This is a genomic window from Streptomyces sp. NPDC048331 (assembly GCF_043201215.1).
Lineage (GTDB): Bacteria > Actinomycetota > Actinomycetes > Streptomycetales > Streptomycetaceae > Streptomyces.
On sequence record NZ_JBICYT010000013.1, the window covers coordinates 1 to 19,225 of the forward strand.

Genomic DNA, 19,225 nt, shown 5'->3' on the forward strand with positions numbered 1-19,225 from the left:
GAGTACGTCCGGTACACGGGCGCCCCTCCGCCTTGCGAGGCACCGCACCGGACGACCCGGGCTCATCCGACAAGATCCGAAAGAGACGACCTAGCGCTTGCGTTCGACTCTACGTTCGTCCCAGACGGGTTCCTGAGTCTCCCGCACAACACCGTCCGAACCGAAGACCAGGTAACGGTCAAATGTGCGCGCGAACCACCGGTCGTGCGTGACGCACAGCACAGTGCCGTCGTACGCCTCCAGTCCGTCCTGCAGGGCCTCGGCCGACTCCAGGTCCAGGTTGTCCGTCGGCTCGTCCAGCAGCAGCGCCGTGGTACCCGCCAGCTCCAGCAGCAGGATCTGGAAACGCGCCTGCTGCCCGCCCGAGAGCTTCTCGAACGGCTGCTCGCCCTGGCGCTCCAGCTCGTACCGGCGCAGGGCGCCCATCGCCTGCCCCAGCGGCTTGGCCGCCTCCGTCCACAGGATGTCGACGAGGGTCCGCCCGAACAGCTCCGGGTGGGCGTGGGTCTGCGCGAAATGGCCGGGAACCACCCGCGCGCCCAGCTTCCACGTACCCGTGTGCTTGACGTCCTCGCCCGCCATCAGGCGCAGGAAGTGCGACTTGCCCGAACCGTTCGAGCCGAGGACCGCGACCCGCTCCCCGTAGAAGATCTCCAGGGAGAACGGCTTCATCAGGCCGGTCAGCTCCAGGTTCTCCACGGTCAGGGCGCGCACGCCCGTCCGCCCGCCCTTGAGCCGCATCTTGATGTCCTGCTCGCGCGGCGGCTCCGGCGGCGGGCCGGCGTCCTCGAACTTCTTGAAGCGGGTCTGCATCGCGTGGTAGCGCGAGGCCATGTCGGGGCTGATCGCGGCCTGGTTGCGCAGCCGCAGCACCAGCGCCTTCAGCCGCGCGTGCTCCTCGTCCCAACGCCGCTTGAGCTCCTCGAAGCGCGCGAAGCGCTCCTTGCGGGCGTCGTGGTAGGTCGCGAAGCCCGCGCCGTGCACCCAGACGTCGGAGCCCGTCGGGCTCGCCTCCAGGCTGATGATCTTCTCGGCGGCCTGGGTCAGCAGCTCCCGGTCGTGGGAGACGAAGAGCACCGTCTTGCGGGTGGCCTTCAGCTGCTCCTCCAGCCAGCGCTTGCCGGGAACGTCCAGATAGTTGTCCGGCTCGTCGAGCAGCAGCACCTCGTCGGGCCCGCGCAACAGCGCCTCCAGCACGAGCCGCTTCTGCTCACCGCCCGACAGCGTGCGCACCTCGCGGAACTGCGCGGAGTCGTACGGGATCGCCAGCGCGGCCATGGTGCAGACGTCCCACAGCGTCTCCGCCTCGTACCCCTGGACGTCCGCCCAGTCGCTCAGCGCCTGCGCGTAGGCCATCTGGGCGGCCTCGTCGTCCACCGTCAGGATCAGCTGCTCGGCGGCGTCCACCGCCTTGGCCGCCTCCCGGATGCGCGGCTGGGCCACCGAGACCAGCAGGTCCCGTACGGTCGTCTCGTCCCGCACCGAGCCCACGAACTGCGACATCACGCCGAGGCCGCCGGAGACGGTGATCCCGCCGCCGTGCGGCTTGAGCTCACCGGAGATCATCTTCAGCAGGGTGGTCTTACCGGCCCCGTTCGCCCCGACGAGCGCGACGACCGACCCCTCCCCCACACGGAAGGAGACGTCAGGGAGCAGTACCCGCCCGTCGGGAAGGTAGTACTCCAGGTGGCTGGCTTCGAGATGTCCCATGCCGGGCATTGTCCCGGTCCGGCGCCCATCCGCCCAAACGGATTAGCCGGGCGCCGACGGGGGTGGTCAGCAGCAGCCGGCGGCCGGCAGGGTCCGCATGTTGCGGGCTTCCTTGCTGCGGGCGGCCAGCAGCTCGTCGGCCGGGTAGCCGACCTCCTCCAGGGTCAGGCCGTGCGGCTTGACCACGTGCACCGAGGAGTCCCGTACCGCGGCCGCCAGCACCTTGCCGGGCCAGTCGGTGGGCCGGTGCCCGTCGCCGACGTGCAGCAGCGCGCCCACCAGCGAGCGGACCATGTTGTGGCAGAAGGCGTCGGCGCGGACGGTCGCGGTGATGATCCCGTCCTCGGCGCGCTCCCAGCTGAGCTGCTGGAGCGTACGGATGGTCGTGGCGCCCTCGCGCTTCTTGCAGTACGCGGCGAAGTCGTGCTCGCCGAGCAGCGGGGCGGCGGCCTCGTTCATGGCGTCCACGTCGAGCGGCCACTGGTGCCACAGCACGTGCCCGCGGCGCAGCGGGTCGACGCCGCCCTGGTGGTCACCGACGCGGTAGGCGTAGCGGCGCCAGATGGCGGAGAACCGCGCGTTGAACCCCTCGGGGGCCTCGGCGACCTTCCACACCCGTACGTCGTGCGGCAGCCGGCCCGCGAGGCGGCGCAGCAGCCTGTCCTGGTGCTCGGCCCACACCTCCTCGGCGAGGTCGAACTGCGCGACCTGACCGCGGGCGTGCACGCCCGCGTCGGTCCGCCCGGCCACGGTCAGCTCGACCGGGTCCGGCAGCCGCATCACGGTCTGCAGGGCGCTCTCCAGCTCGCCCTGGACGGTCCGCAGCACGCGCTGCTTCGCCCAGCCGGAGAAGTCCTTGCCGTCGTAGCTCAGGTCCAGCCGCACCCGGACGTGCCCGGGCTCCACCTCGTCACTCACGTGACCGATCCTCTCAGAAGCACCCATATGCAGAACGGGCCCGCCCCGGAAGGGGGCGGGCCCGTTCAGAGCCGTTCAAGCAAGCGTGATCCCGAGGGATCAGGCCTCCTTGGTCTCCTCGGCGGGGGTCTCGACAGCCTCCGCCTCCTTGACCGCGCGCTTGGTGGCGGCCTCGGCCTCACCGGTGGCCTGCTGGGCGACCGTAAGGGCCTCGACCAGCTCGATCACGGCCATCGGGGCGTTGTCGCCACGACGGTTGCCGATCTTGGTGATGCGCGTGTAACCACCGGGGCGGTTCTCGTAGCGCGGGGCGATCTCGGTGAACAGCGTGTGCACGATGCTCTTGTCCGTGATCGTCTGCAGCACCAGGCGACGGTTGTGGATGTCGCCCTTCTTGGCCTTGGTGACCAGACGCTCGGCGTAGGGACGCAGGCGACGGGCCTTGGCCTCGGTGGTGGTGATGCGGCCGTGCTCGAAGAGCGCCTTCGCGAGGTTCGCGAGGAGGTGCTTCTCGTGCGCGGCGCTGCCGCCCAGACGGGCACCCTTTGCGGGACGCGGCATGGTGTTACTCCTTCATATCTGCACCGGCCGTGTCAGGTACCGGTGTCAGTTCCCCCGAGGCGGATGCCGCGGGAAAGTGTTCGGTTCAAGCCCGGCCGGCGACCTGGGCGAAAGCCTCGGCCGCCGGCGGCGGGATGAATCAGTACTGCTCGGTCTCGACGAAACCGGCGTCCGCGTCGTCGTCGGCGCCGAAGGCGTCGGCGGCGGCGGTCGGGTCGAATCCGGGCGGGCTGTCCTTGAGGGCCAGGCCCATGCCGGCCAGCTTCGCCTTGACCTCGTCGATCGACTTCGCACCGAAGTTGCGGATGTCGAGCAGGTCGGCCTCGGAGCGGGCGACGAGCTCACCCACGGAGTGGATGCCCTCGCGCTTGAGGCAGTTGTACGAGCGGACCGTGAGCTCGAGCTCCTCGATCGGCAGCGCCAGGTCGGCGGCCAGGGCGGCGTCCGTGGGGGACGGGCCCATGTCGATGCCCTCGGCGTCGATGTTGAGCTCGCGCGCCAGACCGAACAGCTCGACCAGGGTCTTACCGGCGGACGCCATGGCGTCACGCGGGCGCATGGCCTGCTTGGTCTCGACGTCGACGATCAGCTTGTCGAAGTCGGTGCGCTGCTCGACTCGGGTCGCCTCGACCTTGTAGGTGACCTTGAGGACCGGGCTGTAGATGGAGTCGACCGGGATACGGCCGATCTCCTGGCCCAGCTGCTTGTTCTGGACGGCGGAGACGTAGCCGCGACCGCGCTCGACGGTCAGCTCCATCTCCAGCTTGCCCTTGCCGTTGAGCGTGGCGAGGACCAGGTCCGGGTTGTGCACCTCGACACCGGCCGGGGGCGCGATGTCGGCAGCGGTGACCAGGCCGGGACCCTGCTTGCGCAGGTACATCACGACCGGCTCGTCGTGCTCCGAGGAGACGACCAGCTGCTTGATGTTGAGGATGATGTCGGTGACGTCTTCCTTGACGCCCGGCACGGTGGTGAACTCGTGCAGGACGCCGTCCACGCGGATGCTGGTGACAGCGGCACCCGGGATGGAGGACAGGAGGGTACGACGCAGCGAGTTGCCGAGGGTGTAGCCGAAGCCCGGCTCCAGCGGCTCGATCACGAACCGCGAGCGGTACTCGTCGACGACCTCTTCGGTCAGCGAAGGACGCTGAGCGATAAGCATGTCTGTGTTCCTTCATTCGTGGACGCCCACTATTTGACGCCCGACGGGATGCCGTACCGGGGGTACGGCTACTGCAAGGGTACGGGCGGCACGTCCCCCGAAGGGGTCGTACCGCCCGGACACTCAAGAACGCACAGGTGCGTCCGCTGCGTCAGACGCGGCGGCGCTTCGGCGGGCGGCAGCCGTTGTGCGGGGTGGGGGTGACGTCCTGGATCGAGCCGACCTCGAGGCCGGTGGCCTGGAGGGAGCGGATCGCGGTCTCGCGGCCGGAGCCCGGACCCTTCACGAAGACGTCGACCTTGCGCATGCCGTGCTCCTGCGCGCGGCGGGCGGCCGACTCGGCGGCCATCTGCGCGGCGAAGGGGGTGGACTTGCGCGAGCCCTTGAAGCCGACGTGGCCGGCGGAGGCCCAGGAGATCACGTTGCCCGAGGGGTCCGTGATCGAGACGATGGTGTTGTTGAACGTGCTCTTGATGTGGGCGTGCCCGTGAGCGACGTTCTTCTTTTCCTTGCGGCGCACCTTCTTGGCAGCGCCCTGACGACCCTTGGGGGGCATCTAAATCTCCTACGGGAGGTGGTCGGTCCTACAGCGCAAGACCGCTGAACAGGACTACTTCTTGCCCGGCTTCTTCTTACCGGCGATCGCGCGACGCGGGCCCTTGCGGGTACGCGCGTTGGTGCTGGTGCGCTGACCGTGCACCGGGAGGCCGCGACGGTGGCGGATACCCTGGTAGCACTGGATCTCGATCTTGCGGCGGATGTCGCCCTGGATCTCGCGGCGGAGGTCACCCTCGGTACGGAGGTTGGCGTCCACGTACTCGCGGATCTTGACGAGGTCCTCTTCGGCCAGGTCACGAACGCGGGTGTTCGGGTTCACGCCGGTGGAGGCGAGGATCTCCTTGGACCGGGTGCGCCCGATACCGAAGACGTAGGTGAGTGCGATCTCCACGCGCTTTTCGCGCGGGATGTCAACACCGGAAACGCGTGCCATTCAATGGCTCCTGTGTGTTCGGGGGTCTTCAGCAGAACCGACCCCGACCGCCGACCACCCGAAAGTGGGTGATGGTACGCCCGGGTCCCCGGCCCCCGCCGGAGGTGCCGCCGGCCCCGTGAAGGGCTGGGCGGGTTCTGCGTATGTACGTTTTCTTACGTCGCGCGAAGAACTGCGGAAGGCAGGTCGGTCGGCGTGCGTCAGCCCTGGCGCTGCTTGTGGCGCAGGTTGTCGCAGATGACCATGACCCGGCCGTGACGGCGGATCACCTTGCACTTGTCGCAGATCTTCTTGACGCTCGGCTTGACCTTCATGTTGGTGAGGTTCTCCGGGTCAGTGCCACCACCCGCACCGGGACGGATGCCCAGGCAGGAGTGAGAGCAAGATCTACTTGTATCGGTAGACGATCCGGCCACGCGTCAGGTCGTACGGAGACAGCTCCACAACGACCCGGTCATCGGGGAGGATGCGGATGTAGTGCATACGCATCTTGCCGCTGATGTGCGCGAGGACCTTGTGACCGTTCTGGAGTTCCACCTTGAACATCGCGTTCGGGAGGGACTCGATCACGGTGCCCTCGATTTCGATGGCACCTTGCTTCTTGGCCACGCTTCGCCTTTCGAATCGGCTACCTTGATCGGCTCCGTGCGCCATGCAGACATGGAAGTGCACGAGAGCCGACGAGTCAGTCTACGTCAGGGCACCCAGAAAGACGAATCCGGAAAGTTTGCCCCAGAGTCTAGATCATTAACCGAGGGGGTCCGGAGCCGTGGTGACTCCGTACTCCGCCAGCTTCGCCTTGCCGCAGTCCGGGCTGGTCAGGACGATGGGCCCGGCCTCCGTCAGCGCGATGGAGTGCTCCCAGTGCGAGGACCAGGTGCCGTCCGTGGTGATGACCGTCCAGTCGTCCGAAAGGACCTCCGTCTGGGCGGTGCCCAGGGAGACCATCGGCTCGATCGCCAGGCAGAGACCCGGCACGAGCTTGATCCCCTTGCCCCGCTTGCGCGAGACGTAGTTCAGCAGGTGGGGGTCCATGTGCATCTCGGACCCGATGCCGTGGCCGCCGTAGTCCTCGATGATCCCGAACTTGCCGAGGCTGTGCTCACCGGTGGTGGGGCGGGGCTGGCGCTTGATGTACGTCTCGATCGCCTTGGAGATGTCCACGAGGCGGTTGCCGAGCTTCATGGCGGCGATCCCGGCCCACATGGACTCCTCGGTCACCCGGGACAGCTCCACCAGCTCGGGCGCGTGCCCGGTGCCGACGAAGGCGGTGTACGCCGCGTCACCGTGCCAGCCGTCCACGATCGCGCCGGCGTCGATCGAGATGATGTCGCCGTCCTTGAGGACCGTCTTGTCGTCCGGGATGCCGTGGACGACGACCTCGTTCACCGAGGTGCAGATCGTCGCGGGGAAGCCGCCGTAGCCGAGGAAGTTCGACTTGGCACCGGCATCGGCGATGACCTTGCGGGCCACCATGTCCAGATCCCGCGTCGTGGCGCCCGGCACGGCCGCCTCACGGGTCGCAGCGTGGATCGCGGCGACGACCAGCCCTGCCTCGCGCATCTTCGCGATCTGCTCGGGGGTCTTGATCTGGACCATGGGAAATGCCTGCCCTTCTGTGCGGCCGAACCGCCGCCGCTCTCGCGGAGGTGGTTGCTCTCCGCTGTGGTTCCTCAATTATTGGCTGAGGTCGTCAGCATCCGCTTCACGCAGACGGCCGCGGCGTCTCGAGGACACCGCGGCCGTAGGCACGAACGGAGTACTACTTCTTGAGGGCGTCCATCGCGCGCTTCGTGACGTCCGCGACCTCACCGAGGGCCGGGATGGTCACCAGCAGGCCCTGGGCCTTGTAGTAGTCGATGATCGGCTCGGTCTGCGTGTGGTAGACCTCGAGCCGGTTGCGCACCGTGGCCTCGGAGTCGTCGCCGCGCTGGTACAGCTCGCCGCCGCAGGTGTCGCAGACACCCTCGGCCTTCGGCGGGGCGTACGTCACGTGGAAGACGTGCGAGGAGTCGTTGCGGCAGATCCGACGACCGGCGATCCGCTTGACGACCTCGTCCTCCTCGACCTCCAGGTCGAGGACGGCGTCGAGCTTCATGCCCTCGGCCTGGAGCATCACGTCGAGCGCCTCGGCCTGCGAGACGTTGCGCGGGAATCCGTCGAGCAGGAAGCCGTTCACGGCGTCCGGCTGTTCCATACGGTCCTTCGCCATGCCGATGGTCACCTCGTCGGGCACCAGGTCGCCGGCGTCCATGTACGCCTTCGCCTGCTTGCCCAGGTCGGTGCCCTGGCTGATGTTGGCCCGGAACAGGTCGCCCGTGGAGATGTGCGGAATCGACAGGTTCTTGGCAAGGAACGCGGCCTGCGTTCCCTTGCCCGCACCGGGCGGTCCAACGAGGACGATTCGCATCAGCGGAGGAACCCTTCGTAATTACGCTGCTGGAGCTGGCTCTCGATCTGCTTCACGGTTTCCAGACCCACACCCACGATGATCAGGATGCTCGTCCCGCCGAACGGGAAGTTCTGGTTCGCTCCGAAGCCGGCCAACGCCATCGTCGGCACAAGAGCGATGAGACCCAGGTACAGCGACCCCGGCCAGGTGATCCGGTTGAGTACGTAGCTGAGGTACTCGGCGGTAGGCCGACCCGCGCGGATGCCCGGGATGAACCCACCATACTTCTTCATGTTGTCTGCAACTTCCTCGGGGTTGAACGAGATCGCCACGTAGAAGAACGCGAAGAAGACGATCAGGAGGAAGTAGGCGGCGATGTAGTACGGGTGGTCGCCCTTGACGAAGTGCTTCTGGATCCACGTGGCCCAGCCGGCCTGGGATCCGCTGAACTGCACGACCAGCGCCGGGATGTAGAGCAGCGACGAGGCGAAGATGACGGGGATGATGCCCGCCTGGTTCACCTTGAGCGGGATGTAGGTCGAGGTACCGCCGTACGCACGGCGGCCGATCATGCGCTTCGCGTACTGGACCGGGATCCGGCGCTGCGCCTGCTCGACGAAGACCACCAGGCCGACCATCGCGAGGCCCACGAGCATCACGACACCGAACTCGACCCAGCCGTCCGCGATCTTGCCCTGGAGCTTGATCTGCCAGAGGGCGCCGATGAAGCCGGCGGCGATCGAGATGAACATGAGGATCGACATGCCGTTGCCGATGCCGCGGTCGGTGATCAGCTCACCGAGCCACATGACGACGCAGGTACCGGCGGTCATGGTGATCACCATGACGACCGTGGTGAAGATCGAGCGGTCGGGGACGATATCGCGGGCGGCCGAGCAGCCCTGGAACAGGGCACCCGTGCGGGCCGTGGCGACGAGGCCCGTGCCCTGCAGGATCGCCAGCGCGACCGTCAGATAGCGCGTGTACTGAGTGATCTTCGCCGTGCCGGACTGGCCCTCTTTCTTGAGGGTCTCCAGCTTCGGGATGACCACGGTCAGCAGCTGCAGAATGATGCTCGCCGTGATGTAGGGCATGATCCCGAGCGCGAAGATCGTGATCTGCAGCAGCGCACCGCCGCTGAACATGTTGACCAGACCGAACAGCCCATTGCTGCTGCCCGCCTGGTCGACACAGATCTGAACGTTCTTGTAGCTCACGCCGGGTACCGGGATATGGGACCCGAGCCGGAACAGCACGATGATGCCGAGCGTGAAGAGCAGCTTCTTGCGCAGGTCGGGCGTCTTGAACGCCCGGGCGAACGCGGTGAGCACGGTGCCTCCTGCGACCCCCGCGCTACTGCGTCAGAGGTGACGGTCTGAGGGATCGACGAATACGACAAAGCAAAGGTGCACGCCACCTTACCGGCGAGTGTGCCTTCCGTGGAACGACCGACCGGGGATGCCCCATATGTGAGGCATCCCCGGTCGGGTTTCGAGCTATTCAGCCACTGAAATCGTCTTAGACGAGCTCGGTGACGGTGCCGCCGGCAGCGGCGATCTTTTCCTTGGCGGAGGCGGAGACGGCGTCAACCGAAACCTGCAGCGCCACGGAGATCTCGCCCTGGCCCAGGACCTTGACGAGGCTGTTCTTGCGAACCGCGCCCTTGGCGACCAGGTCGGCCACCGTGACTTCTCCACCCTCGGGGTAGAGAGCGCCGAGCTTGTCCAGGTTGACAACCTGGAACTCGGTGCGGAACGGGTTCTTGAAGCCCTTGAGCTTCGGCAGGCGCATGTGGAGGGGCATCTGCCCACCCTCGAAGCGCTGCGGGATCTGGTAACGGGCCTTCTGGCCCTTCGTACCACGACCGGCCGTCTTACCCTTCGACGCCTCACCACGACCGACACGGGTCTTCGCGGTCTTGGCGCCGGGGGCGGGACGGAGGTTGTGGGCCTTCAGCGGGCTGTTCTCAGCCATGATTAGTCAACCTCCTCAACCGTCACGAGGTGGCGGACGGTGTGCACCATTCCGCGGAACTCGGGGCGGTCCTCCTTGACGACGACGTCGTTCAGGCGCTTGAGCCCGAGCGAACGCAGCGTGTCGCGGTGGTTCTGCTTGCTACCGATGTACGACTTCGTCTGCGTGATCTTGAGGCGAGCCATTACGCACCCGCCCCAGCACGCGCACGGAGCAGAGCCGCGGGGGCGACGTCCTCGAGGGGCAGACCACGGCGAGCCGCGATCTCCTCGGGACGCTGCAGGCCCTGGAGGGCCGCCACGGTCGCGTGCACGATGTTGATCGCGTTGTCGGAGCCGAGCGACTTCGACAGGATGTCGTGAACGCCGGCGCACTCCAGAACGGCGCGCACCGGGCCACCGGCGATAACACCGGTACCGGGGGAAGCAGGCTTCAGCAGGACAACGCCGGCCGCCTTCTCGCCCTGGATCGGGTGCGGGATGGTGCCCTGGATGCGCGGAACCTTGAAGAAGTTCTTCTTGGCTTCCTCGACACCCTTGGCGATGGCCGCGGGAACTTCCTTGGCCTTGCCGTAACCGACACCTACAGTGCCGTCACCGTCGCCCACCACGACCAGCGCGGTGAAGCTGAAGCGGCGACCACCCTTGACAACCTTGGCGACGCGGTTGATCGCGACAACGCGCTCAACGTAAGCGGTCTTCTCGGCGGCAGGGCCACCGTCGCGACCCTTCCGGTCCCGCCGCTCGCCGCCACCGGCACCGCTTCCGCGGCGCTGGGGTCCAGCCATTGGATTACCTCTCTCTGTTACGTCCGTGAGTCCCGGAACCGGGGCTTAGAACTTCAGCCCGGCTTCGCGGGCGGCGTCAGCCAGAGCGGCAATGCGCCCGGCGTATCGGTTGCCACCGCGGTCGAACACGACGGTCTCGACACCCGCGGCCTTGGCACGCTCGGCGACGAGCGCGCCGACAGCCTGGGCCTGCGAGCTCTTGTCGCCTTCGCCACCACGGATCGAAGCGTCCAGGGTCGACGCGGACGCCAGGGTGTGACCCTGGAGGTCGTCGATGACCTGAGCAACGATGTTGCGGTTGGAACGCGTCACGACGAGGCGCGGACGCTCCGCCGTACCCGAGACGTTCTTGCGGATGCGGATGTGGCGGCGAGCCTTGGCAGCGCGCTTGTACGCGTCGCCCTTGGCGATCTTCACACCGTATGCCATGGCTACTTACCAGCCTTTCCGACCTTGCGGCGGATGACCTCGCCGGCGTACTTGACACCCTTGGCCTTGTACGGGTCGGGCTTCCGCAGCTTGCGGATGTTGGCGGCGACCTCGCCGACCTTCTGCTTGTCGATGCCCTCGACCGAGAACTTGGTCGGCGACTCGACCTTGAAGGAGATGCCCTCGGGCGCCTCCACCAGGATCGGGTGGCTGTAACCCAGCTGGAACTCCAGGTTGGAGCCCTTCGCCAGGACACGGTAACCGACACCGCTGATCTCGAGAGCCTTGACGTATCCCGTGGTCACACCGGTGATCATGTTCGCCACCAGCGTGCGGGACAGGCCGTGGAGGGCCTTGTTCTGACGCTCGTCGTTCGGACGGGTGACGTTCAGAACGCCGTCCTCGCCCTTGGCGACGGCGATGGGAGCCTTAACGGTGTGGCTCAGGGAACCCTTGGGGCCCTTCACCGAGACCGTGCTGCCATCGATGGTGACGTCCACACCGGCGGGAACCTGGATGGGGAGCTTGCCGATTCGCGACATTGCTTTTCCTCCGTTCCCGACTACCAGACGTAGGCGAGGACTTCCCCACCTACGCCCTTCTTGCCTGCCTGCTGGCCGGTGAGCAGACCGTGCGACGTGGAGATGATCGCCACGCCCAGGCCGCCGAGCACCTTCGGCAGGTTGGTGGACTTCGCGTACACGCGCAGACCGGGCTTCGAGATCCGCTTGATGCCCGCGATGGAGCGCTCACGGTTCGGCCCGAACTTCAGCTCGAGGACGAGGTTCTTGCCGACCTCGGCGTCCTCGACCTTCCAGCCGGTGATGAAACCCTCCTGCTTGAGGATCTCTGCGATGTGCGACTTGATCTTGCTGTGCGGCATCACGACGGTGTCGTGGTACGCCGAGTTAGCGTTACGCAGACGGGTCAGCATGTCTGCGATCGGGTCAGTCATGGTCATGAAGTGGCCTTCGGCCTCTCTCGCCGGGGTTTCCTGTATGCGCCATCCCTCTCCCCACTCAGTGGCGGGACGGGTGCGGTGCGGGGACCTACGGCGTAGTAAGTCGATAGGGCGGCGGACGCCCAACCCCACAAGCCTACGGCATGCGGCGCTGGGCACCCACCGACCAGATGCTTACCGAGAGTCTCTGGAACTTCCCAAGTCCTTACGGACGGAAGGGAATTACCAGGAGCTCTTGGTCACGCCCGGCAGCTCGCCACGGTGAGCCATCTCACGAAGGCAGACGCGGCACAGGCCGAACTTGCGGTACACGGAGTGGGGACGACCGCAGCGCTGGCAGCGGGTGTACGCACGCACACCGAACTTGGGCTTGCGGGCAGCCTTCGCGATGAGAGCCTTCTTCGCCATCTCGCTTACGCCTCCTTGAAGGGGAAGCCGAGGTGACGAAGGAGCGCGCGGCCCTCAGCGTCGTTGGTCGCCGTGGTGACCACGGTGATGTCCATACCCCGGGTACGGTCGATCTTGTCCTGGTCGATCTCGTGGAACATGACCTGCTCCGTGAGACCGAAGGTGTAGTTGCCACGGCCGTCGAACTGCTTCGGCGACAGACCACGGAAGTCACGGATACGCGGCAGCGCGAGCGACAGCGTACGGTCCAGGAACTCCCACATGCGGTCACCACGGAGGGTGACGTGGCAGCCGATCGGCTGACCCTCACGCAGCTTGAACTGCGCGATGGACTTGCGGGCCTTCGTGACGGCCGGCTTCTGACCGGTGATCGTCGTCAGGTCGCGGATGGCGCCGTCGATCAGCTTGGAGTCGCGGGCGGCGTCGCCCACACCCATGTTGACCACGATCTTCACGAGGCCGGGGATCTGCATGACGTTCTCGTAGGAGAACTCCTCACGCAGCTTGCCCGCGATGTCCTCGCGGTACTTCGTCTTGAGACGCGGAGTGGTAGCCATCAGATGTCCTCACCCGTCCGCTTGGCAACGCGGATCTTGTTGCCCTCGTCGTCGAAGCGGTAGCCGACGCGGGTGACGACCTTCTTGCCGTCCTTCTCCACAACCAGCTGAACGTTGCTGACGTGGACCGGGGCCTCGGTGATCACAATGCCACCGGCCTGGTTCTGCGCAGCCTTGGTGTGCTTCTTGACCCGGTTGACACCCTCGACGAGGACACGGTTGTCGGCGGGGAAGGCAACGATGACCTTGCCCTGCTTGCCCTTGTCCTTACCGGTGATGACCTGGACCAGGTCGCCCTTCTTGATCTTCATGCTTACAGCACCTCCGGCGCGAGCGAGATGATCTTCATGAACTTCTTCTCGCGCAGCTCACGGCCCACCGGGCCGAAGATACGGGTGCCGCGAGGGTCGCCGTCGTTCTTCAGAATGACGGCGGCGTTCTCGTCAAAGCGGATGTACGAGCCGTCCTGGCGGCGACGCTCCTTGACGGTGCGAACGATGACCGCCTTGACGACGTCACCCTTCTTCACGTTGCCACCGGGGATCGCGTCCTTGACGGTGGCGACGATGACGTCACCGATGCCCGCGTAGCGGCGACCGGAACCACCGAGAACACGGATGCAAAGGATTTCCTTGGCACCAGTGTTGTCGGCGATACGCAGTCGCGACTCCTGCTGGATCACGTGTATCTCCTGTTTGTCTGCCGGTTCCCGGCGGGGGCTTCACTCCGGAGAGCGTCGCCCCCACCGAGCCTGGCGGAACGAATCCGGGGGAAACCCCCCGGACGAATTACTTGGCCTTCTCGAGGATCTCGACGATGCGCCAGCGCTTGCTCGCCGACAGCGGACGCGTCTCCATGATGAGGACGCGGTCGCCGACGCCGGCAGCGTTCTGCTCGTCGTGAGCCTTGAGCTTGTTCGTACGGCGGATGACCTTGCCGTACAGGGCGTGCTTCACGCGGTCCTCGACGGCGACGACGACGGTCTTGTCCATCTTGTCGCTGACGACCAGACCCTCACGGGTCTTGCGGAAACCGCGCTCGGTCTTCTCAGTCACGTTGTTCTCGCTCATCAGGCGCTCTCCACCGTCTCGATACCGAGCTCACGCTCGTGCATCAGGGTGTAGATGCGAGCGATGTCCTTACGGACGGACTTGAGCCGGCCGTTGTTCTCCAGCTGACCCGTGGCCGCCTGGAAGCGGAGCTTGAACAGCTCCTCCTTGGCCTCGCGCAGCTTGCCAACGAGCTCCTCGTTGCCGAGCTCACGCAGCTCGGACGCCTTGGTTCCCGTCGCCATCACGACTCACCTGCCTCGCGCCGAACAATCCGGCACTTCATCGGAAGCTTGTGAGCAGCGCGGGTGAGCGCCTCACGAGCAATCTTCTCGTTCGGGTAGGACAGCTCGAACATGACCCGGCCCGGGTGCACGTTGGCGATCCACCACTCAGGAGAACCCTTACCGGAACCCATGCGGGTCTCGGCAGGCTTCTTCGTCAGCGGGCGGTCCGGGTAGATGTTGATCCAGACCTTGCCGCCACGCTTGATGTGGCGGGTCATCGCGATACGAGCCGCCTCGATCTGGCGGTTCGTCACGTACGCCGGGGTCAGCGCCTGGATGCCGTACTCGCCGAACGTGACCTCAGTACCGCCCTTGGCCATACCGCTGCGCTTCGGGTGGTGCTGCTTGCGGTGCTTGACCCTACGAGGGATCAGCATGTCGGTCAGGCCTCCGTTCCGGTGCTCTCGGCCGGAGCGGCGGCGGGAGCGTCGGCCTTGGGGGCCTCCACACCAGCAGCCTGCTGCGGCTTGCGGCCACCACGGCCGCCGCGCTCGCCACCACGGCCACCACGGCCGGCGGGACGGTCGCCAGCGCCCTGCGCGCCACGGGCCGGGCGGTTACCCGCACGGGCCGCAGCGTTCTCGGCGCGAACCTCGGCGATGTTCTTGACGTCGCCCTTGTAGATCCAGACCTTCACACCGATACGGCCGAAGGTGGTCTTGGCCTCGAAGAAGCCGTAGTCCACGTTCGCGCGCAGCGTGTGCAGCGGCACACGACCCTCGCGGTAGAACTCGGAGCGGGACATCTCGGCGCCGCCGAGACGACCGCCACACTGGATCTTGATGCCCTTGGCGCCGGCCTTCATCGTGCCCTGCATGCTCTTACGCATGGCGCGACGGAAGGAGACGCGGGAGGAGAGCTGCTCGGCAACGGCCTGGGCGACCAGCTGGGCATCGAGCTCGGGGTTCTTGACCTCGAGGATGTTCAGCTGGACCTGCTTGCCCGTGAGCTTCTCGAGGTCACCGCGGATGCGGTCGGCCTCGGCGCCACGGCGGCCGATGACGATGCCCGGACGAGCGGTGTGGATGTCCACACGCACGCGGTCACGGGTGCGCTCGATCTCAACCTTCGAGATGCCGGCGCGCTCCATGCCGGACGTCATCATCCGACGGATGGCGACGTCTTCCTTGACGTAGTCCTTGTACAGCTTGTCGGCGTACCAACGCGACTTGAAGTCGGTGGTGATGCCGAGCCGGAACCCGTGCGGGTTTACCTTCTGGCCCATTACCGGGAACCTTCCTTGCTGCTGACGACCACGGTGATGTGGCTGGTCCGCTTGCGGATCCGGTAGGCACGGCCCTGGGCACGCGGACGGAACCGCTTCAGGGTCGGGCCCTCGTCCACGTACGCCTCGCTGATGACCAGCGTGGAGGCGTCGGGGTGGTTGTAGTTGTGTGCGGCGTTGGCAATGGCGCTGTCCAGCACCTTGCCGACCGGCACGCTCGCGGCCTGCGGGGCGAAACGCAGGACCGCCTGAGCCTCCGTGGCATCCATGCCACGGATAAGGTCCACCACTCGGCGGGCCTTCATGGGCGTGACGCGGATGTACCGCGCCTGGGCCCTGGCTTCCATGGTTGTCCCTTCGGTGTAAGTCATAGTCGTAACCACCCCGCCTTTAGCGGCGCTTCGACTTCCGGTCGTCCTTGACGTGGCCGCGGAAGGTGCGAGTCGGCGAGAACTCGCCGAGCTTGTGGCCGACCATCGACTCGGTGACGAACACCGGGACGTGGGTCTTGCCGTTGTGCACCGCGATGGTGTGACCCAGCATGCTGGGGATGATCATCGAGCGACGGGACCAGGTCTTGATGACGTTCTTGGTGCCGGCTTCGTTCTGGACGTCCACCTTCTTTACGAGGTGGTCGTCGACGAAGGGCCCCTTCTTGAGACTGCGCGGCATCTAAACCCGCTCCTAGCGCTTCTTGTTCGTCTTGCGGCGGCGGACGATGTACTTGCTCGAAGCCTTCTTCGGCGAGCGAGTACGACCCTCCTTCTGACCCCACGGGGAGACCGGGTGGCGACCACCACTGGTCTTGCCCTCACCACCACCGTGCGGGTGGTCAACCGGGTTCATCGCGACACCGCGGACGGACGGGCGAACGCCCTTCCAGCGCATACGGCCGGCCTTGCCCCAGTTGATGTTCGACTGCTCGGCGTTGCCGACCTCGCCGACCGTGGCGCGGCAGCGGGCGTCGACGAGACGGATCTCGCCCGACGGCATACGAAGGTGGGCCATCGTGCCCTCCTTCGCCAGCAGCTGCACGGAGGCACCCGCGGAACGGGCGAACTTGGCGCCACCACCGGGACGGAGCTCGATCGCGTGGATCGTGGTACCGACCGGGATGTTGCGGAGCGCGAGGTTGTTACCGGGCTTGATGTCGGCCGTGGGGCCGTTCTCAATCCGGTCGCCCTGCTTCAGAGCCTTCGGCGCGATGATGTAGCGCTTCTCGCCGTCCGCGTAGTGCAGGAGCGCGATGCGCGCGGTGCGGTTGGGGTCGTACTCGATGTGCGCGACCTTGGCCGGCACGCCGTCCTTGTCGTGACGACGGAAGTCGATCACGCGGTAGGCGCGCTTGTGTCCACCACCCTGGTGGCGAACGGTGATCCGACCGGTGTTGTTACGGCCGCCCTTGCTGTGCAGGGGGCGAACCAGCGACTTCTCCGGCGTGGACCGCGTGATCTCGACAAAGTCGGCGACGCTGGAGCCACGACGGCCCGGGGTCGTCGGCTTGTACTTGCGGATACCCATTTCTCAGTCCTCGTCCGATTCCGGACGACTAGACCTCCGTTAGGAGGCCTGGCCGCCGAAGATGTCGATACGGTTGCCCTCGGCAAGGGTCACGATGGCGCGCTTGGTGTTGGCGCGCTTGCCGAAACCGGTCTTGGTGCGCTTGCGCTTACCCTGACGGTTGATCGTGTTGACCCCGGTGACCTTGACCGAGAAGACCGCTTCCACGGCCTGCTTGATCTGGGTCTTGTTGGCGCCGGGCGCGACGATGAACGTGTACTTGTTCTCGTCCAGCAGCGCGTAGCTCTTCTCCGACACAACCGGCTTGATCAGCAGGTCGCGCGGGTCGGTGAAGGTCTTGCTGGTAACGGTCGCCTCAGACATCAGGCGTCGCTCCCTTCGGTCTCATCGGCCTTGGGGCCAGACACGAAGGACTCGAAAGCGGCCTGGGTGAAGACCACGTCGTCAGAGACGATCACGTCGTACGTGTTCAGCTGGCCCGGCTCCAGGATGTGAACCTGGGGCAGGTTGCGGGCGGACAGCCACGCGGCCTCTTCGGCGCGGTCGACGACCAGGAGCAGGTTCTTGCGCTCCGAGATCTTGCCGAACAGCGTCTTGGCGGCCTTCGTGGAGGCGGCACCCTCGACCACGCCGGTGACGACGTGGATGCGGGAGTGACGCGCACGGTCCGAGAGGGCACCGCGGAGGGCGGCGGCCTTCATCTTCTTCGGGGTCCGCTGGGAGTAGTCACGCGGCTGCGGGCCGTGGACCACGCCACCGCCGACGAACTGCGGCGCGCGGGTCGAACCCTGGCGCGCACGGCCGGTGCCCTTCTGGCGGTACGGCTTGCGGCCACCACCACGGACTTCGCCGCGACGCTTGGTCTTGTGCGTGCCCTGACGGGCAGCAGCCAGCTGAGCGACAACGACCTGGTGGATCAGCGGAACGCTGGTCTTCGCGTCGAAGATCTCCGCGGGGAGCTCGACGGTACCGGCCTTGTCGCCTGCCGGCGAAAGGATGTCAATGGTGCTCATTACCTCAAGCCCCCTTGGCCGCGGTACGGACCAGGACGAGGCCGCCGTTCGGACCGGGGACCGCACCCTTGATGAGGAGCAGACCCTTCTCCGCGTCAACCGCGTGGATGGTCAGGTTCTGGGTGGTGACGCGCTCGTTACCCATACGACCGGCCATGCGCATGCCCTTGAAGACACGCCCAGGGGTGGCGCAGCCACCGATCGAACCGGGGGAGCGGTGCTTGCGCTGCACACCGTGACCGGCGCCGAGGCCCCGGAAGTTGTGCCGCTTCATGACACCGGCGAAGCCCTTGCCCTTGCTGTTGCCCGTGACGTCGACCTTGACGCCGGACTCGAACACCTCAGCAGTGATCTCCTGGCCGAGCGTGTACTCGCTGGCGTCGGAGGTGCGGAGCTCCACCAGGTGGCGGCGGGGGGTGACGTCGGCCTTGGCGAAGTGACCCTTGAGGGGCTTGTTCACCTTGCGCGGGTCGATCTCGCCGAAGGCGATCTGGACCGACTCGTAGCCGTCGATGTCGTTCGTACGGACCTGGGTAACGACGCAGGGTCCGGCCTTGACCACGGTGACCGGGACGACACGGTTGTTCTCGTCCCAGACCTGGGTCATGCCGAGCTTCTCGCCCAGGACGCCCTTGATCTGCTTTGCCATCTTCTCGACGCCTCTCAGAGCTTGATCTCGATGTCAACGCCGGCCGGAAGGTCCAGGCGCATCAGCGAGTCAACGGTCTTGGGGGTCGGGTCGAGGATGTCGATCAGGCGCTTGTGCGTGCGCATCTCGAAGTGCTCGCGCGAGTCCTTGTACTTGTGCGGCGACTTGATGACGCAGTACACGTTCTTCTCAGTGGGCAGCGGCACCGGGCCCGCGACCGACGCACCAGTGCGCGTCACCGTCTCGACGATCTTCTTCGCCGAGGAATCGATGACCTCGTGGTCGTAGGCCTTGAGCCGGATGCGGATCTTCTGTCCCGCCATGGCTACTCCGTAGTCCTGTCTGTATGTGGAAACGCTCTGGCTCCCGGTCGGCCGTGGGACGGATCCCACTGCCTCTCCTCCGACCCACGCGGTCGGGCGTGTCGCACTCCCTCTACAGAAAATTCCCATACGGAAATTCCCTCGTCCAAGGGGGTACGGTCCCAGTGACCGCGATTCGGGGGAGAAACACCCACCGAGTGCCTGGTGGGCACCGTGCTGACACTTCCCAGAAGATTCCCGTACGTCCGTCCCCATTGCTGCCCCGAGAGGCAGATTAAGGACGACGAGTACTGTGGGACTCGCTTCCG

At 66.2% G+C, this 19,225-nt stretch carries 32 protein-coding genes; all 32 read right to left on the reverse strand.

Features of this window, described 5'->3' with window-relative positions; genetic code table 11:
- Positions 1-90 precede the first annotated feature (90 nt).
- Positions 91-1,719, reverse strand: coding sequence for an ATP-binding cassette domain-containing protein (locus ACGFYY_RS19780; protein WP_365267925.1), 1,629 nt, complete (start codon positions 1,717-1,719; stop codon positions 91-93).
- A gap of 57 nt (positions 1,720-1,776) precedes the next feature.
- On the reverse strand, positions 1,777-2,628 hold the full coding sequence (gene truA, locus ACGFYY_RS19785) for a tRNA pseudouridine(38-40) synthase TruA (protein ID WP_365267923.1): 852 nt from the start codon (positions 2,626-2,628) through the stop codon (positions 1,777-1,779).
- A 99-nt stretch (positions 2,629-2,727) separates the two neighbouring features.
- Complete coding sequence (gene rplQ, locus ACGFYY_RS19790; RefSeq protein ID WP_030154710.1) at positions 2,728-3,189, reverse strand: 50S ribosomal protein L17; 462 nt, start codon at positions 3,187-3,189, stop codon at positions 2,728-2,730.
- A 139-nt stretch (positions 3,190-3,328) separates the two neighbouring features.
- The gene (locus ACGFYY_RS19795) at positions 3,329-4,351 is read right to left on the reverse strand and encodes a DNA-directed RNA polymerase subunit alpha (RefSeq protein WP_007265920.1); all 1,023 of its coding nucleotides are present in this window, start codon (positions 4,349-4,351) and stop codon (positions 3,329-3,331) included.
- A gap of 151 nt (positions 4,352-4,502) precedes the next feature.
- Positions 4,503-4,907 (reverse strand): 30S ribosomal protein S11, encoded by a 405-nt coding sequence (rpsK, locus tag ACGFYY_RS19800; RefSeq protein WP_003956432.1) that lies wholly within the window; start codon positions 4,905-4,907, stop codon positions 4,503-4,505.
- Positions 4,908-4,961: 54 nt separating this feature from the next.
- Positions 4,962-5,342: a 30S ribosomal protein S13 gene (rpsM, locus tag ACGFYY_RS19805; RefSeq protein ID WP_007265919.1), complete on the reverse strand. Its 381-nt coding sequence runs from the start codon at positions 5,340-5,342 to the stop codon at positions 4,962-4,964.
- 200 nt (positions 5,343-5,542) lie between these two features.
- Positions 5,543-5,656 carry a 50S ribosomal protein L36 gene (rpmJ, locus tag ACGFYY_RS19810; protein ID WP_003956441.1) on the reverse strand — a complete coding sequence of 38 codons (114 nt, stop codon included), beginning with the start codon at positions 5,654-5,656 and terminating at the stop codon, positions 5,543-5,545.
- Positions 5,657-5,729: 73 nt separating this feature from the next.
- Positions 5,730-5,951, reverse strand: coding sequence for a translation initiation factor IF-1 (gene infA, locus ACGFYY_RS19815; protein WP_003956442.1), 222 nt, complete (start codon positions 5,949-5,951; stop codon positions 5,730-5,732).
- 138 nt (positions 5,952-6,089) lie between these two features.
- Complete coding sequence (map, locus tag ACGFYY_RS19820) at positions 6,090-6,941, reverse strand: type I methionyl aminopeptidase (RefSeq protein WP_109778530.1); 852 nt, start codon at positions 6,939-6,941, stop codon at positions 6,090-6,092.
- Positions 6,942-7,104: 163 nt separating this feature from the next.
- Entirely contained in the window at positions 7,105-7,752 is a 648-nt protein-coding gene (locus ACGFYY_RS19825; protein ID WP_030767309.1) for an adenylate kinase, read from the reverse strand.
- Complete coding sequence (secY, locus tag ACGFYY_RS19830; protein ID WP_365267920.1) at positions 7,752-9,065, reverse strand: preprotein translocase subunit SecY; 1,314 nt, start codon at positions 9,063-9,065, stop codon at positions 7,752-7,754. The genes ACGFYY_RS19825 and secY overlap by 1 nt, the downstream gene beginning before the upstream one ends.
- A 187-nt stretch (positions 9,066-9,252) precedes the next feature.
- Complete coding sequence (gene rplO / locus ACGFYY_RS19835) at positions 9,253-9,708, reverse strand: 50S ribosomal protein L15 (protein ID WP_030008473.1); 456 nt, start codon at positions 9,706-9,708, stop codon at positions 9,253-9,255.
- A 2-nt stretch (positions 9,709-9,710) separates the two neighbouring features.
- Positions 9,711-9,893: a 50S ribosomal protein L30 gene (gene rpmD / locus ACGFYY_RS19840; RefSeq protein WP_005313525.1), complete on the reverse strand. Its 183-nt coding sequence runs from the start codon at positions 9,891-9,893 to the stop codon at positions 9,711-9,713.
- Positions 9,893-10,495 carry a 30S ribosomal protein S5 gene (gene rpsE / locus ACGFYY_RS19845; protein WP_030388857.1) on the reverse strand — a complete coding sequence of 201 codons (603 nt, stop codon included), beginning with the start codon at positions 10,493-10,495 and terminating at the stop codon, positions 9,893-9,895. Before rpsE ends, rpmD begins: the two co-directional genes overlap by 1 nt.
- A gap of 45 nt (positions 10,496-10,540) precedes the next feature.
- Positions 10,541-10,924, reverse strand: a complete 384-nt coding sequence (gene rplR / locus ACGFYY_RS19850) for a 50S ribosomal protein L18 (RefSeq protein WP_030008471.1) — start codon at positions 10,922-10,924, stop codon at positions 10,541-10,543.
- Positions 10,925-10,926: 2 nt separating this feature from the next.
- The gene (rplF, locus tag ACGFYY_RS19855) at positions 10,927-11,466 is read right to left on the reverse strand and encodes a 50S ribosomal protein L6 (RefSeq protein WP_365267918.1); all 540 of its coding nucleotides are present in this window, start codon (positions 11,464-11,466) and stop codon (positions 10,927-10,929) included.
- A gap of 20 nt (positions 11,467-11,486) precedes the next feature.
- Positions 11,487-11,885, reverse strand: a complete 399-nt coding sequence (gene rpsH, locus ACGFYY_RS19860; RefSeq protein WP_007265911.1) for a 30S ribosomal protein S8 — start codon at positions 11,883-11,885, stop codon at positions 11,487-11,489.
- Between the two features lie 222 nt (positions 11,886-12,107).
- Positions 12,108-12,293, reverse strand: a complete 186-nt coding sequence (locus ACGFYY_RS19865; RefSeq protein WP_003956452.1) for a type Z 30S ribosomal protein S14 — start codon at positions 12,291-12,293, stop codon at positions 12,108-12,110.
- Positions 12,294-12,298: 5 nt separating this feature from the next.
- Entirely contained in the window at positions 12,299-12,850 is a 552-nt protein-coding gene (gene rplE, locus ACGFYY_RS19870; RefSeq protein WP_030154702.1) for a 50S ribosomal protein L5, read from the reverse strand.
- Complete coding sequence (gene rplX / locus ACGFYY_RS19875) at positions 12,850-13,161, reverse strand: 50S ribosomal protein L24 (protein ID WP_030008468.1); 312 nt, start codon at positions 13,159-13,161, stop codon at positions 12,850-12,852. The genes rplE and rplX overlap by 1 nt, the downstream gene beginning before the upstream one ends.
- Positions 13,162-13,163: 2 nt before the next feature.
- Positions 13,164-13,532, reverse strand: coding sequence for a 50S ribosomal protein L14 (gene rplN, locus ACGFYY_RS19880; RefSeq protein WP_008739701.1), 369 nt, complete (start codon positions 13,530-13,532; stop codon positions 13,164-13,166).
- Between the two features lie 106 nt (positions 13,533-13,638).
- The gene (gene rpsQ, locus ACGFYY_RS19885; RefSeq protein ID WP_030008467.1) at positions 13,639-13,920 is read right to left on the reverse strand and encodes a 30S ribosomal protein S17; all 282 of its coding nucleotides are present in this window, start codon (positions 13,918-13,920) and stop codon (positions 13,639-13,641) included.
- Positions 13,920-14,144, reverse strand: coding sequence for a 50S ribosomal protein L29 (rpmC, locus tag ACGFYY_RS19890; protein WP_008739703.1), 225 nt, complete (start codon positions 14,142-14,144; stop codon positions 13,920-13,922). Before rpmC ends, rpsQ begins: the two co-directional genes overlap by 1 nt.
- Positions 14,144-14,563, reverse strand: a complete 420-nt coding sequence (gene rplP, locus ACGFYY_RS19895) for a 50S ribosomal protein L16 (protein WP_008739704.1) — start codon at positions 14,561-14,563, stop codon at positions 14,144-14,146. Before rplP ends, rpmC begins: the two co-directional genes overlap by 1 nt.
- 5 nt (positions 14,564-14,568) lie before the next feature.
- Positions 14,569-15,411, reverse strand: coding sequence for a 30S ribosomal protein S3 (gene rpsC, locus ACGFYY_RS19900; protein ID WP_030230639.1), 843 nt, complete (start codon positions 15,409-15,411; stop codon positions 14,569-14,571).
- Positions 15,411-15,758, reverse strand: a complete 348-nt coding sequence (gene rplV, locus ACGFYY_RS19905; RefSeq protein WP_007265904.1) for a 50S ribosomal protein L22 — start codon at positions 15,756-15,758, stop codon at positions 15,411-15,413. Before rplV ends, rpsC begins: the two co-directional genes overlap by 1 nt.
- A 43-nt stretch (positions 15,759-15,801) precedes the next feature.
- Positions 15,802-16,083 (reverse strand): 30S ribosomal protein S19, encoded by a 282-nt coding sequence (gene rpsS / locus ACGFYY_RS19910; protein WP_008739713.1) that lies wholly within the window; start codon positions 16,081-16,083, stop codon positions 15,802-15,804.
- Between the two features lie 12 nt (positions 16,084-16,095).
- Complete coding sequence (gene rplB / locus ACGFYY_RS19915; RefSeq protein ID WP_008739715.1) at positions 16,096-16,932, reverse strand: 50S ribosomal protein L2; 837 nt, start codon at positions 16,930-16,932, stop codon at positions 16,096-16,098.
- A 39-nt stretch (positions 16,933-16,971) separates the two neighbouring features.
- A complete protein-coding gene (gene rplW / locus ACGFYY_RS19920; protein WP_007265901.1) occupies positions 16,972-17,295 on the reverse strand; it encodes a 50S ribosomal protein L23 in 324 nt (107 codons plus the stop codon).
- Positions 17,295-17,945: a 50S ribosomal protein L4 gene (gene rplD, locus ACGFYY_RS19925; protein ID WP_030388861.1), complete on the reverse strand. Its 651-nt coding sequence runs from the start codon at positions 17,943-17,945 to the stop codon at positions 17,295-17,297. Before rplD ends, rplW begins: the two co-directional genes overlap by 1 nt.
- A gap of 4 nt (positions 17,946-17,949) precedes the next feature.
- Positions 17,950-18,594 carry a 50S ribosomal protein L3 gene (gene rplC, locus ACGFYY_RS19930; protein ID WP_007265899.1) on the reverse strand — a complete coding sequence of 215 codons (645 nt, stop codon included), beginning with the start codon at positions 18,592-18,594 and terminating at the stop codon, positions 17,950-17,952.
- A gap of 14 nt (positions 18,595-18,608) precedes the next feature.
- Positions 18,609-18,917 carry a 30S ribosomal protein S10 gene (gene rpsJ / locus ACGFYY_RS19935; protein ID WP_003948644.1) on the reverse strand — a complete coding sequence of 103 codons (309 nt, stop codon included), beginning with the start codon at positions 18,915-18,917 and terminating at the stop codon, positions 18,609-18,611.
- Between the last annotated feature and the right edge of the window lie 308 nt (positions 18,918-19,225).

Excerpts from the sequence above, each read along its gene's own strand:
- rplO (WP_030008473.1), bottom strand. The coding sequence starts at position 9,708 with ATGGCTGAGAACAGCCCGCTGAAGGCCCACAACCTCCGTCCCGCCCCC.
- ACGFYY_RS19795 (WP_007265920.1), bottom strand. The coding sequence starts at position 4,351 with ATGCTTATCGCTCAGCGTCCTTCGCTGACCGAAGAGGTCGTCGACGAG.
- rpsK (WP_003956432.1), bottom strand. The coding sequence starts at position 4,907 with ATGCCCCCCAAGGGTCGTCAGGGCGCTGCCAAGAAGGTGCGCCGCAAG.
- rpsM (WP_007265919.1), bottom strand. The coding sequence starts at position 5,342 with ATGGCACGCGTTTCCGGTGTTGACATCCCGCGCGAAAAGCGCGTGGAG.
- ACGFYY_RS19780 (WP_365267925.1), bottom strand. The coding sequence starts at position 1,719 with ATGCCCGGCATGGGACATCTCGAAGCCAGCCACCTGGAGTACTACCTT.
- ACGFYY_RS19825 (WP_030767309.1), bottom strand. The coding sequence starts at position 7,752 with ATGCGAATCGTCCTCGTTGGACCGCCCGGTGCGGGCAAGGGAACGCAG.
- rplR (WP_030008471.1), bottom strand. The coding sequence starts at position 10,924 with ATGGCATACGGTGTGAAGATCGCCAAGGGCGACGCGTACAAGCGCGCT.
- rplP (WP_008739704.1), bottom strand. The coding sequence starts at position 14,563 with ATGCTGATCCCTCGTAGGGTCAAGCACCGCAAGCAGCACCACCCGAAG.
- rplD (WP_030388861.1), bottom strand. The coding sequence starts at position 17,945 with ATGAGCACCATTGACATCCTTTCGCCGGCAGGCGACAAGGCCGGTACC.
- rpmJ (WP_003956441.1), bottom strand. The coding sequence starts at position 5,656 with ATGAAGGTCAAGCCGAGCGTCAAGAAGATCTGCGACAAGTGCAAGGTG.
- rpmD (WP_005313525.1), bottom strand. The coding sequence starts at position 9,893 with ATGGCTCGCCTCAAGATCACGCAGACGAAGTCGTACATCGGTAGCAAG.
- rpsJ (WP_003948644.1), bottom strand. The coding sequence starts at position 18,917 with ATGGCGGGACAGAAGATCCGCATCCGGCTCAAGGCCTACGACCACGAG.
- rplC (WP_007265899.1), bottom strand. The coding sequence starts at position 18,594 with ATGGCAAAGCAGATCAAGGGCGTCCTGGGCGAGAAGCTCGGCATGACC.
- map (WP_109778530.1), bottom strand. The coding sequence starts at position 6,941 with ATGGTCCAGATCAAGACCCCCGAGCAGATCGCGAAGATGCGCGAGGCA.
- rpmC (WP_008739703.1), bottom strand. The coding sequence starts at position 14,144 with ATGGCGACGGGAACCAAGGCGTCCGAGCTGCGTGAGCTCGGCAACGAG.
- rplX (WP_030008468.1), bottom strand. The coding sequence starts at position 13,161 with ATGAAGATCAAGAAGGGCGACCTGGTCCAGGTCATCACCGGTAAGGAC.
- rplQ (WP_030154710.1), bottom strand. The coding sequence starts at position 3,189 with ATGCCGCGTCCCGCAAAGGGTGCCCGTCTGGGCGGCAGCGCCGCGCAC.
- rpsE (WP_030388857.1), bottom strand. The coding sequence starts at position 10,495 with ATGGCTGGACCCCAGCGCCGCGGAAGCGGTGCCGGTGGCGGCGAGCGG.
- rpsH (WP_007265911.1), bottom strand. The coding sequence starts at position 11,885 with ATGACCATGACTGACCCGATCGCAGACATGCTGACCCGTCTGCGTAAC.
- rplE (WP_030154702.1), bottom strand. The coding sequence starts at position 12,850 with ATGGCTACCACTCCGCGTCTCAAGACGAAGTACCGCGAGGACATCGCG.
- rplF (WP_365267918.1), bottom strand. The coding sequence starts at position 11,466 with ATGTCGCGAATCGGCAAGCTCCCCATCCAGGTTCCCGCCGGTGTGGAC.
- rpsS (WP_008739713.1), bottom strand. The coding sequence starts at position 16,083 with ATGCCGCGCAGTCTCAAGAAGGGGCCCTTCGTCGACGACCACCTCGTA.
- rpsC (WP_030230639.1), bottom strand. The coding sequence starts at position 15,411 with ATGGGCCAGAAGGTAAACCCGCACGGGTTCCGGCTCGGCATCACCACC.
- rplV (WP_007265904.1), bottom strand. The coding sequence starts at position 15,758 with ATGGAAGCCAGGGCCCAGGCGCGGTACATCCGCGTCACGCCCATGAAG.
- rplW (WP_007265901.1), bottom strand. The coding sequence starts at position 17,295 with ATGTCTGAGGCGACCGTTACCAGCAAGACCTTCACCGACCCGCGCGAC.
- rplB (WP_008739715.1), bottom strand. The coding sequence starts at position 16,932 with ATGGGTATCCGCAAGTACAAGCCGACGACCCCGGGCCGTCGTGGCTCC.
- rpsQ (WP_030008467.1), bottom strand. The coding sequence starts at position 13,920 with ATGAGCGAGAACAACGTGACTGAGAAGACCGAGCGCGGTTTCCGCAAG.
- ACGFYY_RS19865 (WP_003956452.1), bottom strand. The coding sequence starts at position 12,293 with ATGGCGAAGAAGGCTCTCATCGCGAAGGCTGCCCGCAAGCCCAAGTTC.